Below are 11,951 nucleotides of genomic sequence, written 5' to 3'. Positions count from 1 at the left end.
GTGGTGGGCGTGCGCGCCGTCCCCGACCGCCCCGAGCCCGTCGAGCGTCGCGACGCCGGCGGCGGACGTGAAGTTCCCGTCCGAGGCGCCCCCGACCGACGTCTCGCGCCAGGGCAGCCCCATCGCCTCCGCGAGGCCCTTCGCGTGGTCGGCCAACGCCCGGTTCGCCGGCGTGGCCTCCATCGGGGGGCGGTTCACCTCCCCGCGCAGCGTCGCGGTGACGCGCGGGTCGCGCGGGACGTACGTGCTCAGGGCCTCCAGGACGCGGTCCGCCTCGTCGGCGCGGGCGACGCGCAGGTCGGCGTGCGCTTCGGCGTGGGCGGCGACGACGTTCCCGGCGGACCCGCCCGACGCCATCGTCACCGACAACGTGGTGCCGACCGCCGGGTCGGCGAGCGCCTCCGCCCAGGGCAGCAGGTGCGCGAACTCCCGCAGGGCGCTGGCGCCGTCCTCCGGCGCGAGCCCGGCGTGCGAGGGGACCCCCTCCAGCACGAACCGCAGCATGCCGACGCCCTTGCGCGCGACCTTGATCGAGCCGTCCGCCGTGCCCGGCTCCAGCACCAGCACGCGCGCGTGCTCGCGGGCGGTCGCCTCGATGACGTCGCGCGAGCGTCCCGACCCGACCTCCTCGTCCGACGTCACCAGCAACGTCACGCGCTCGGGCAGCGGCCCAGCTGCGCGCGCGAGCGCAGCGGCGTGCCGCGCCGTCGCGATGCCCGCCTTCATGTCGAACGCTCCGGGGCCGGCCAGCACGTCCTCGTCGACGCGGAGGGGCATCGTCTCCAGCGTCCCCAGCGGCCACACGGTGTCGTAGTGCGCCAGCAACAGCGTGCCGTGGGGCGCGCCCGGGTCCGGGGCGGCCTCGCCCGCCAGGTGCGCGGTGACGACGTCGCCCGCCCCGTCGCGCGCCGCGCGCGTCACCGTCCAGCCGTCCTCCTCCAGCTGCCGCTGCAGGAGGTCGGCGAGGGCGTTGCAGGCGTCGACCGCGAGGCTCGGGGACTCGTGCCGGACGAGCTCCGAGAGCGTCGCGACGTACGCGTCGCGGGCCGCGCGGGCGCGCCCCGGCAGGTCGAGGGCGGCGAAGGCGGCGTCCGTCACGCCGCCCGCCCCGCCACCGCGCCCCGCTCGCGCCGGAGGCGCTCGGCATGCGCACGGACGTGCGGTTCCTGCGTCGTGCGGGCGTAGCTGTAGCCCAAGCGGAAGTCGGTGTCCGCCCGCGCCGGGTCGACGTCCCGCTCGGTCTCGGCGCGCGAGAGGTACACCTGCGCCAACAGGACGTCGCGCATCCGGTGCGGCTTCACCGCGTGGAGGTCCAGCAGCGCCTCGTGGAACGCCTTCGACGCGCCGCGCGCGTCCCCCCGCTCCGCGAGGGCGGTCCCGCGCTTGAAGTGCCGCGCCGCGCTGAACAACAGCTCCTGCATCGCCGCGGAGTCTACCGCGTCGCGTACGGCCCCAGGTGATGCAGGGCGATGCCGAGCGCCACCGCGACGTTCAACGACTCCGCCTCCGCCGCGACGTCGATGCGGACCGGCGTGCCGTGGCGCAGGTCGGCGTCGGCGAAGCCGGGCCACTCCGGCCCCACCGCCAGGCGCAGGGGGCGGGGCGCGCCGGCCGCCGCGACGTCCCGGAGGGTCCGCGCGCCGCGGCCGTGCAGCAGCAGCGGCGGCGCGCCCCCCTCGCGGCGGGCGGTCTCCGCCCACGCCGGCAGCGACGCTGGCCGCGCGACGCGCGCCGCGAACGCCGTCCCGAGCGACGCGCGCAGGGCGTGCGGCGAGCGCGGATGCACCCCGCCGATCACCGCGACGTCGCGCACCCCCAGCGCGACGGCGGTGCGCAGGGCGGTCCCGACGTTCCCCGGCTCGCGCGGGCCGACCAACGCCACCTGCGGCGCGCTCGCCTCCAGCGCGTCGTCGTGCGTCCGCAGCAGCCCCAGCACCGTCGCGTTGGCCTTCGACCGCTTCGCTTCGACCGCCGCGTCGTCCGCCTCGAGCGGCACCCCCGCCGCCGCGCACGCCCCCTCGAGGTCGCGCCGGAGGGCGGGGTCCGCGTCGCGGTGGAGGCGCACCTCGAGGGCGCGCCCGGGGGCGTCGCGCAGCAGCGCCCGGACCGCGAATTCGCCAACCACCCAGCCGTACCCCAGGTCCGGCCGCCACCGGGGCAGCTGCCGCGGGAGGTCGGGGGCGGGCGGCACGCCGACGCCTCAGGCGCCCGCGTCGCCGTCCGCGCGGGGAAGCGTGAACGGCGTCTCGAGCCCCGCCTTCGCCGCCTCCCGCGCGGCGCGGGGCGCCCACGCGAGGGCGAGCACGCCGCGGTAGGCGCGGCGCGCCTCGTCGCGCGCGTCGGCGACGTCGGCGAGCTGCCCGAGGCGGGCCAGCAACCAGCCCGGCAGCCACGGGGGATCGACGAAGTCGGTGGTGGCCGCCTCCCGCAACCGGGCCAGCGCCGCCCCCGGATCGCCGGCGCGCAGCAGGACCTCGGCCTCCGCGAGGCGCGCCTCGGGCATCGGGAGCGGCGCGAGCGCCTCCAGCATCGCGCCGGGGTCGTCCCCGTCGCCGCTCAGGGCGACGTCGAGCAGCGCCCGCGTGCGGGCCGCGTCGCTCGGCGGCACGACCGGCGGGTTGGCCGGCGTCACGCCGCGCTCCGCCAACGCCGCGCGAAGCCCGGGGCCGTGATCGGCGGGCACCGCGAGCACGACGCCGTCGGCCGCGCCGTCCAGGTGCCCCGCGATGCGCTCCGCCATCGTGGCGCCGCGCGCCTCCAGCCAGTCGGTGCCCGGCCCGTCCCCGAACGCCGCCAGGCGGGCCTCGTGCAGCGCCGCCACCGCCGGCGCCAGCTCCGCGTGCACGCCGTCGGCGTCGTGCGCGCGGGCCAGCAACGCCTCGAGCGCCGCCTCCGCCTCCCCGACCCGCGCCACCGCGTCGTCGCGGACGGCGGCGTCGGTGAGGTAGCGCGCGAAGTCCTCCTGCGCCGACGGGTCCGGCGACGGCTCGCCGACCGCCTCGACCGGTACGCCCCGGGCCCGCGCCCAGGCGACCACCTCCGCGAGGGCGGGCTCCTCGACGTCGCGCCAGCCGTCGTCCTCGAAGCCGCCGGGCGGCACCGCGGTCGTCACGATGCGGGCGGGCGCCAACGCCGCGACGGTCTCGCGGACGGTGACGGCGTTGTAGCGCGGGAAGCGCCGGTGGAACGGCCCCACCAGGGCGAGCCAGGTCACGCTCATGGCGGCAGGGTACCCGCCCCGACGTCGCCCGTCATGACGTTCTCGGGACACGCGCCCGCTACCCTGCCGCCATGCGCGACGACGTCCCACCCCCCGCCGGGGGCGAGGGGCCGGACGCCCCCGAGCGGCCGGCGCTCCGGCACGAACCGAGCGGCCTCCCGGTCGCCGTCGCCCCCGCCGACGTGCCGGGGGGCGACGCGGCGGAGCTGCCGCTCGACCACCCGGCGCTCTACCTGAATCGCGAGGCGGGCGACCTCGATTTCGACGCGCGCGTCCTGTGGCAGGCGATGGACCCGCGCACGCCGCTCCTCGAGCGGGTGCGCTACCTCGCGATCGCCGCGTCGAACCTCGACGAGTTCGTCATGAAGCGCGTCGGGGGGCTGCTGCGCCAGCAGGCCGCCGGCGTGTACGCCGCCAGCCCCGACGGGCGCACCCCCGGCGAGCAGCTCGCCCTCGTGCGCGGAGCGATGCGGCCCCTGTACGAGGCGATGGAGGCGTTGTGGCGCGAGACGTTGCGACCGGCGTTGCGCGACGAGGGCGTCGTCGACGTCGCCGACGTCGACGACCTGGACGGCGACGAGGACGCCGCCGCCTCCCGCTGGTTCGACGCGAACCTCTACCACGTCGTCACGCCCCTCGCGGTGGACTCCGGACGGCCCTTCCCCCTCATCAGCAACCTCAGTTTGAGCGTCGCGGTGTTGTTGCGACGGCCGGGGGAGATCGACGAACGCTTCGTCCGCATCAAGGTCCCCACCCTCGAGGGGCGCTTCGTGACGACCGCGCGCGGCCGCCACCTGCCGGTCGAGCAGCTCCTCGAACGCCACGTCGACCGGTTGTTCCCCGGCATGGAGGTCGTGGGCGCCTGGCGCTTCCGCGTCACCCGGAACGCCGACACCCGCCTCGACGAGGAGGAGGCCGACGACCTGCTCGCGGTCATCGGCGAGGAGTTGCGCGAGCGGCGCTTCGCGCCCGTCGTCCGCCTCGAGGTCGAGGCGCGCATGCCGGAGCGGGTCCGGCGCTACCTCGTCGAGCACCTGCACGTCGACGACGCCGACGTCGTCGTCGCCGACCGGGTGATGGCGCTCGCCGACCTCGAGCAGCTGCTGGACGGCGTCGACCGGCCCGACCTGCGCTACGAGCCGTGGCACGGCGTGACCGCGAAACGCATCGCGGACCACGTCCTCGCCGAGGAGCGCGCCTCGATGTTCGACCTCGTCCGCGCCAACGACGTGCTGGTGCACCACCCCTACGACCTGTTCCGCACCAGCGTCCAGCGCTTCATCGAGGAGGCGGCGGAGGACCCCGACGTCCTGGCGATCAAGATGACGCTCTACCGCACCAGCAGCCGCAGCCCCATCGTCGCGGCGCTCATGCGGGCCGCGGAACGCGGCAAGCAGGTCGCGGTCCTCGTCGAGGTGAAGGCCCGCTTCGACGAGGCGAACAACATCGAGTGGGGCGAACGCCTCGAGGCGGCCGGCGTGCACGTCAGCTACGGCTTCGTCGACCTCAAGATCCACACGAAGGTGGTGCTCGTCGTCCGCCGCGAGGCGGGGGGGATCCGCACCTACGCGCACGTCGGGACCGGCAACTACAACGCCAACACGGCGCGCCTCTACACCGACGTCGGGCTGCTCACCGCCGACGACGCGATCGGCAGCGACCTCGTCGACCTGTTCCACCACATCACCGGCTACGCGCCGGAACAGACCTACGAGACGCTCCTCGTCGCGCCGTGGGACATGCGCGACCGGTTCCTCGCGCGGATCGAGCGCGAGATCGACCACCAACGGGCGGGGCGCGGGGGGCGCATCGTCGCGAAGATGAACGGCCTCGACGACGTCCCCCTCATTCAGGCCCTCTACCGCGCCTCGCGCGCCGGCGTCCCGATCGACCTGATCGTGCGCGGCCACACCCGCCTCCGGCCCGGCGTCCCCGGGGTGAGCGACACCATCCGGGTCGTGTCCATCGTCGATCGCTTCCTCGAGCACGACCGCATTTTTCTCTTCGGGAACGGCGGGGACCGCGAGGTCCTGCTCGGCAGCGCCGACTGGAAGCGCCGGAACTTGAGCGACCGCATCGAAGCGATCGTCCCGGTCCGCGACCGTGACCTCGCCGGGCGCCTGGCGGGCGTGCTCGACGCGGCGCTCGCCGACGACCGCAACGCCTGGGACCTGCAGGCCGACGGGCGCTACGTGCAACGCACCCCGGCCGATCCGGCCGCCCCCCGGCGGCTGCAGGCGCGCCTGATGGCGCGCGCCCTACGCGCCGACGCCCCCTGACGCACGCTGCGGGGGCGGCGTCCACACGTCCGGCGCCAGGTCCGCCTCCGCCACCATCGCCGCGAGGTCGGCGCGGGGGAGGGGATGGCGTCCCGCGATCGCCGTGAACGCCGCCTCCAGCAGGTTCGTCGGGAGGCTACGCCCGTCCAGCCGGGGGGTGGTCGTCACGACCGCGCGGACGCCGCGCGCACCGAGGTCGTCGAGGTCCGCGGCGGTCGTCGTGTTCGTCAGGATCGTGCGGCCGTGCAGGTCGGTCGGGGCGAAGCGCCGCACCAGGTGCCAGTCGCCCGCGACGACGTCCGCGTCGTCGAACCAGCGGCGGCGCCACCCCGCGTCGGTCGTGCCCTGCTTCGCGCCGGTGGGGTAGATCCACCCGATCGGGAGGCGGACGACCGGGGGCGCGAGGACCCGCACGACCCGCGCGAACGCGTCGAGGTCGTGCATGCGGTGGGGGACGCCCAACAGGAACGCCAGGTCGCCGATCGTCAACCGTGCGCCGGCGTCGCGCAACGCCTCGGCCAACCCCCAGCGGTCGACGGCGGAGGGCAGCAGCACCCGCGCCCCGTCGAGCGCGATGCGGCCCTCGAGCCGGGCCGGCACCCACCGCTCCAGGGTGTCCTTCAGGCCGGCGCCGCACACGACCGGCGTCGTGCCGGCGTGGCGCGCGAGGCGGACGCTTTCGCGGATCCGGTAGCGGCGGCCCGCGACCCGCAGCTCGAGGTCGGTGCCCCCGAGCCCGAACGCGTCGACGGTGCCCGCGAGGCGCGCGAACGTCGCCGCGGCGGCGCGGACGTCGCCGTTCGTGCCGATGCGTTCCAGCCGGACCCGCCGCCCGAGCAGCGTCGTCTCGCGGACCGCGTCGCGCGCCGGAGCGCCCAACGAGACGCTGACGACCCGCAGGGGACGCCCCGCGTCCCGCCCGGCGGGGGGTCGTTCAGGCGTCACCGCGGGCCGCTCCGCCGTCGCCCCCGTCGTCGCGGGTGCGCCCCGCGGACGGCGTCAACCGCTCGAACAGCCACACGTCGGGCACGATCTCGCGGACCAGTTCGCCGTCGTCGAAGATGCGCACCATGCTCGATTCCGACACGACGACGGCGACCGCGTCGGTGCGCAGCGTGATGGAGGCCGCCGCGACGTGGCGACTCCCCAACCCCATGGGCAGCACGACGCCCTCGGCGCTGGCCGAGAGGTAGCGCGCCGCGGCGACCGCGACCCCGTCGCCGGAGATCACGAAGGCGCCGTCGAGTTGCGCGAGTTCCTTCAACGTCTCGCGCACGTTCGCGTCGGTCACGACCTTGTCCTCGTCCGGGTGGCCCTTCAACGGATCGAGGATCAGCGGGCGCGAACGGGCGAGGACGGCGGGGTGGTCGTCGACGGTGAACAACGCCCCGATCTTGCGGCCCTCGCGGCCCTCGCGCGCCAACTCGAGGGCGATGCGGGTGACGTGGCTCAGGGTGGCGCCGTCCACGCCCCGCGCGGCCAGGAAGGCGTCGCTGAAGATGCGGACGTCGCGCAGCATGGCGCCAGGGTAGCCCGCCGCCGGGGGCGTCGCGCGTCGCGCCGTACCGCGCCGAGGCGGGGTGCTACCCTTCCCGGCATGGATTCCCGCCCCCGCATCACCGTCGTCGGGGCCGGCATGGCCGGCTCCGACGCCGCCCTGGCCGCCGCCCGACTCGGGGTGGACGTCGACCTCTTCGAGATGCGTCCCGTCCGCACCACCCCGGCGCACGCCACCGACCGTTTCGCGGAGATGGTGTGCAGCAACTCGCTCGGGGGGACGGCGGAGACGAACGCCAAAGGGCTCCTGCAGGCGGAGATGCGCGCGGCCGGCGGCGCGATCGTGACGCACGCCGACGCCGCGCGCGTCCCCGCCGGTGGGGCGTTGGCGGTCGACCGGTCGGTGCTCGCCGAGCGCGTCACCGCCGCGGTCGAGGCGCACCCGCGCATCACCGTCCGCCGCGAGGAGCTCACGGCCCTGCCCGACGGGCCCACCGTCCTCGCGACCGGCCCGTTGACGAGCGACGCGTTCGCCGCGGCGATCGCCGAACGTCTGGGGGAGAGCTTCCTCGGGTTCTACGACGCCGCCGCCCCGATCGTGGACGTCGACTCGATCGACATGGACGTCGCCTACCGCAAGGGACGCTACGACCAGGCGGCGGACTACCTGAACCTGCCGCTGCGCGAGGACGACTACGCCCGCTTCCTGGCGGCGGTCACCGAAGCGCGCAGCCACACGCCGCACGACTGGGAGAAGCTCGAGTTCTTCGAGGGCTGCATGCCGATCGAGGAGTTGGCGCGGCGGGGGCCCGACACCCCTCGGTTCGGCCCCATGAAGCCCGTGGGGCTCGAGCACCCCGAGACCGGGGAGCGCTTCCATGCCGTCGTGCAGCTCCGCCAGGAGGACGCGGCGGGCCGCATGTGGTCGCTCGTGGGGTTCCAGACCGGCCTGAAGTGGGGCGACCAGAAGACGGTCGTGACGACCCTGCCCGGCCTGGAGAACGCCGACGTCGTCCGCTACGGCGTGATGCACCGCAACACCTACCTCAACGCCCCGCGCCTCCTCGAGCCGCACCTGGCGCTGCGTCACGACGCCGACCTGTTCGTCGCCGGCGTGCTCGCCGGCACCGAGGGCTACCTCGAGTCGTCGGCGACCGGCTGGTTGGCCGGCACGAACGCCGCCCGCCGGAGCCTCGGGCAGCCGCCGCTGGTGCCGCCCGAAGCGTCGATGCTCGGGGGGCTGGTGCGGTTCCTGTCGGGCGCCAACCCCGACGGCTTCCAACCGATGAACGCGAACTGGGGCCTCGTGCCGAACGCGCCGAAGAAGGACGCGGCCGGCCGGCGGATGGGGAAGAAGGACCGTCGCGCGTGGATGTACGCCCGCGGCGCCGACGCGTTCGGGGCGTTCCTCGCCGAGCACGCGCTGGCGGCGGCGCCGGACAGCGGCGACGCGCCGGAGGGCGCGCGCGCCGCGAGCGGGGACGGGGGGTCCGGTGCGACGCCGGACGCGACGCCCGCGACGACGCCCGACGCGACGCCCGCTCCGGCGGGCGTGGGAGGGGATTGACGTGACCCAGGCACCGATCGATCTGCGCAGCGACACCGTGACCCGGCCCGACGACGCCATGCGCCGCGCGATGGCGGAGGCGGCGGTCGGCGACGACGTCTACGGCGAGGACCCCACCACCGTCCGCCTGCAGGAGGAGCTCGCCGAACGCACCGGCCACGAGGCCGGCCTGTTCTTCCCGAGCGGCACCATGAGCAACCAGGCCGCCATCGCGGCCCTCACCGGCCGCGGCGTCGAGGTGATCGTGCCGGCCGGCGCGCACGTCTACGAGTACGAGATCGGAGCGATGTCGCTCCTGTCCGGCCTCACCCCAAGGCCGATTCCCGCGCCGGGCGGCGTCCCGACGCCGGACGCGGTGCACGACGCGGTGCACCGCAGCCCCCACCAGGCGCCGACCGGGCTGCTGGTGCTCGAGAACACGCACAACAAGGCGGGTGGCACCGTCGTGCCGCTCGACCGGCAGCGCGCCCTGATCGAGGCCGGCCGCGCCGAGGGCCTCCCGGTGCACCTCGACGGGGCGCGCGCCTACAACGCCGCCGTGGCGCTCGGGGTCGAGATCGCCGACGTCGCCGCCGGGTTCGACACCGTCTCGATCTGCCTCAGCAAAGGGCTCGGCGCGCCGGTCGGCACGGTCCTGGTCGGGCGGCGCGACGTGCTGCGCGACGCGCACCGCTACCGCAAGGCGTTCGGGGGCGGCATGCGGCAGATCGGCGGGTTGGCCGCCGCCGGCCTCGAAGCGATCCGGCACGGGCCCGCCCGCCTCGCCGACGACCACGCGCGCGCCCGCGCCCTCGCCGAGGGCCTGCAGGGGGTGCCGGGCGTGACGATCGACCTGGACAGCGTGCAGAGCAACATGGTGTACCTCGCCGTCGAGGACGCGCCCGCCGTCGCGGCGGACTGGGACGCGCACGGCGTCCGCGCCAACGCGCTGGGGCCGCGCACGATCCGCCTCGTGACGCACCGGCACGTCGGCGACGACGACGTGGCGGCGGCGATGCGGATCGTGCGCGAGCGGATGGACGCCCGGACCCCTGGGGCCCCCGCCGCGGGATGACGCGCCGGGCGGTGCTGTGGGCCCACCCCGCGGGGCACAGTCTCAGTCCGGTGCTGCACGACGCGGCGTTCGCCGCGCTCGGCGTCGACGCGACGTACGAGGCGTGGGACGTCCCCCCCGAGGCCCTGGCGGACGCCGTCGCGCGGCTGCGGGACGACGCGTTCCTCGGTGCGAACGTGAGCGTCCCGCACAAGCGGGCGGTGCAGGCGCACCTCGACGGCGTCCGCCCCCGCGCCGCCGCGATGGACGCGGTGAACCTCGTCGTGAAGGAAGGGGGTCGCCTCGTCGGGGACAACGTCGACGCCGTCGGCCTCACCCGGTCCCTGGAGGAGGCCGGCGTGGACCTGAACGGGCGCCCGCTCGTCCTGTTCGGGGCCGGTGGCGCCGCCCGCGCCGCGGCGTGGGCGGCGCTGGAGGCGGGCGCGACGTCGCTCGCGATCCACAACCGCAGCGCCGGCCCCGCCACGACGTTGGCGCACGACGTCGCGGACGCCTTCCCGGGTCGCGACGTCGTCGTGCGCACCGGCGGCGCGCCGGACGCCGCGCCGGACGCTGCGGCGACCGACCCGGCCGCCGTGTGGGGGGAGGCGGACGCGGCGGAGGGGGCGGCCGCCGCGCCGCTCGTCGTGCAGGCCACCTCGCTCGGCATGGCGCGCGGCGGTGCGGCGGACCCCCGCACGCCGGTGCCGGCCGCCGCCTGGGTGGCGCTCGCCGCCCGCCATCCGGACGCCGTGGCGGTGGACCTCGTGTACCGACCGCGGCGCACGCCGTTCCTGCGCGACGCCGCCGCGGCGGGCCTGACCACCGTCGACGGCGTCGGGATGCTGCTGCATCAGGGGGCCGCGTCGTTCGAGGCGTGGACGCATGCCACCGCCCCGCTGGACGTGATGCGCGCCGCCCTCGAGGCGGCGCTCGCGGGCGAGGCCGCCCCGTGAGCGCGCCCCCGCGCGTGGCGATCCTTGCGGACGTGCACGGGATCCTCCCGGCGTTCGAGGCGGTCGCCGCCGACGTCGAGGCGGTGGGGGTCGACCGCGTGATCGTCAACGGCGACATGGTGAACCGCGGTCCGCAGAGCGCGGAGGTCCTCGCCGCGATTCGGGCGCGCGGGTGGGAGATGCTGCTCGGCAATCACGACGACCTGCTGCTCATGTGGACGCGGCGGGACGCGAAGCTCCCGTCGTCGTGGTTCGCGGATCCGTTCTGGGCGTCGACCGGCTGGTGCGCCGCGCAGGTCGATGCGGCGGGATGGGGCCCGACCCTCGCCGCGCTGCCGACGACGACCCGCGTCGAGGAGGCGGGCCTGCCGTCGGTGTTGGTGGCGCACGGCAGCCCCCGGCACTACCGTGAGGGGTACGGCCGGCACCTGAGCGACGCCGCGATCAGCGAAATCGTGGAGATGCACCCGTACGACGTGCTGGTGGGTTCGCACACCCACATCCAGATGGAGCGCCGTTGGGGTCGGCACCTGGTGCTGAACAGCGGGGCGGTCGGCACCCCGTTCGACGGCGACGCGCGCGCGCAGTACCTGGTGCTGCACGGGGAGGGCGACCGCTGGCGTCCGGAGTTCCGGCGGGTCGCCTACGACCGCGAAGCGGCGCTGGCGGCGTTCGCGACGTCGGGCTACCTGGACGAGGCGGGCCTCAGCGCGCGGCTCTACCAGGCGGAGGTGGCGGTGGGGCGCAGCCTCCTCGTGCCGTTCCTGATGTGGAGCGAAACGCACGACGCGCCGCGGGACGAGGGGGCGTGGCACCGGTTTCGGCGGGTCGCAGGGCCGTCGCTCAGGGCGCCGGATGCGGTGGGGGCGGAGGCCGTGGCGGCGAGCGGCCTGACGACCGACGCGCCCTGAGGGCGCACGGGCCTCAGCCGAGGCGACGCTCGACGCGCCAGGCGCCGTCGCGGACGCGGGTCAGGCGGACGCCGTCCGGAGGCGCGGCGGCGATGTCGTGCAGGAGGTCGTCGGCGGTGGCGACCTCGAGCCCGAAGCGTTTCGCGATCACGTCGCTCTTCGCGACGAGCGGCATTTCGGGGTGCGTGAGGTAGGCCTCGAGGCGGGAGCGGAGGTCGCCGCCCGCGTCGCCCTCGTCGCGCGTCCGGATGGGGACGCCGGCCGGCAGCGTGGCGCCGTCGCCGTCGCCGGGGGCGGCGTCGTCGGACGCCGGGGGGTCGTCCGCAGCGGGCGCGGGGTCCTGCCTGGGGTCCGAACCGGGGTCCGGACCGGGGTCCGGAGCGCTCGGCGTGGGAGCGTCGGCGGGGAACAGCGGCGTGCTGGGTGGTGCGACGCTGGCGGGGCCGACGGGCGAGGGGACGTCCGCAGGGTCGGGCGGGGGGCCGGGG

At 76.2% G+C, this 11,951-nt stretch carries 12 protein-coding genes; 5 read left to right on the top strand and 7 right to left on the bottom strand.

Annotated elements, in window-relative coordinates; translation table 11 throughout:
* The 4 genes from RI554_07975 to RI554_07960 form a co-directional block, all read right to left on the bottom strand.
* A partial coding sequence (locus RI554_07975; protein ID MDR9391952.1) for a M20/M25/M40 family metallo-hydrolase occupies window positions 1–1,098 on the bottom strand: 1,098 nt, incomplete at its 3' end.
* Window positions 1,095–1,421, bottom strand: coding sequence for a hypothetical protein (locus RI554_07970; GenBank protein ID MDR9391951.1), 327 nt, complete (start codon window positions 1,419–1,421; stop codon window positions 1,095–1,097). The genes RI554_07975 and RI554_07970, both read right to left, overlap by 4 nt.
* Window positions 1,422–1,432: 11 nt before the next feature.
* Window positions 1,433–2,191, bottom strand: coding sequence for a TrmH family RNA methyltransferase (locus RI554_07965; protein ID MDR9391950.1), 759 nt, complete (start codon window positions 2,189–2,191; stop codon window positions 1,433–1,435).
* Between the two features lie 9 nt (window positions 2,192–2,200).
* Window positions 2,201–3,220, bottom strand: coding sequence for a hypothetical protein (locus RI554_07960; GenBank protein MDR9391949.1), 1,020 nt, complete (start codon window positions 3,218–3,220; stop codon window positions 2,201–2,203).
* Between the two features lie 71 nt (window positions 3,221–3,291).
* On the opposite strand from RI554_07960, the gene ppk1 reads away from it, so the two are divergent.
* Window positions 3,292–5,499, top strand: a complete 2,208-nt coding sequence (gene ppk1, locus RI554_07955) for a polyphosphate kinase 1 (GenBank protein ID MDR9391948.1) — start codon at window positions 3,292–3,294, stop codon at window positions 5,497–5,499.
* Here the strand turns inward: ppk1 and RI554_07950 are convergent.
* Both RI554_07950 and RI554_07945 read right to left on the bottom strand, forming a co-directional pair.
* Complete coding sequence (locus tag RI554_07950) at window positions 5,479–6,444, bottom strand: quinate 5-dehydrogenase (GenBank protein ID MDR9391947.1); 966 nt, start codon at window positions 6,442–6,444, stop codon at window positions 5,479–5,481. The genes ppk1 and RI554_07950 overlap by 21 nt on opposite strands.
* On the bottom strand, window positions 6,434–7,018 hold the full coding sequence (locus tag RI554_07945; GenBank protein ID MDR9391946.1) for a diadenylate cyclase: 585 nt from the start codon (window positions 7,016–7,018) through the stop codon (window positions 6,434–6,436). The genes RI554_07950 and RI554_07945 overlap by 11 nt, the downstream gene beginning before the upstream one ends.
* On the opposite strand from RI554_07945, the gene trmFO reads away from it, so the two are divergent.
* From trmFO to RI554_07925, 4 genes are read left to right on the top strand one after another with little or no spacing between them, the layout of a single operon-like run.
* On the top strand, window positions 6,944–8,563 hold the full coding sequence (gene trmFO, locus RI554_07940) for a methylenetetrahydrofolate--tRNA-(uracil(54)-C(5))-methyltransferase (FADH(2)-oxidizing) TrmFO (protein MDR9391945.1): 1,620 nt from the start codon (window positions 6,944–6,946) through the stop codon (window positions 8,561–8,563). The two genes, RI554_07945 and trmFO, sit on opposite strands and share 75 nt — an antisense overlap.
* Before the next feature lies 1 nt (window position 8,564).
* A complete protein-coding gene (locus tag RI554_07935) occupies window positions 8,565–9,617 on the top strand; it encodes a GntG family PLP-dependent aldolase (GenBank protein ID MDR9391944.1) in 1,053 nt (350 codons plus the stop codon).
* An 11-nt stretch (window positions 9,618–9,628) separates the two neighbouring features.
* Window positions 9,629–10,552 carry a shikimate dehydrogenase gene (locus RI554_07930; protein ID MDR9391943.1) on the top strand — a complete coding sequence of 308 codons (924 nt, stop codon included), beginning with the start codon at window positions 9,629–9,631 and terminating at the stop codon, window positions 10,550–10,552.
* Window positions 10,549–11,463: a metallophosphoesterase family protein gene (locus RI554_07925; protein ID MDR9391942.1), complete on the top strand. Its 915-nt coding sequence runs from the start codon at window positions 10,549–10,551 to the stop codon at window positions 11,461–11,463. Before RI554_07930 ends, RI554_07925 begins: the two co-directional genes overlap by 4 nt.
* A gap of 13 nt (window positions 11,464–11,476) precedes the next feature.
* Here RI554_07925 and RI554_07920 read toward each other — a convergent pair.
* Window positions 11,477–11,951, bottom strand: a 475-nt coding sequence (locus RI554_07920; GenBank protein ID MDR9391941.1) for a hypothetical protein, incomplete at its 5' end; no start/stop codon positions are given.

Source organism: Trueperaceae bacterium, assembly GCA_031581195.1.
GTDB lineage: Bacteria > Deinococcota > Deinococci > Deinococcales > Trueperaceae > SLSQ01.
The sequence above is the reverse complement of the archived record's forward strand: the minus strand, read 5'-3'. Positions and strand labels throughout refer to the sequence as shown.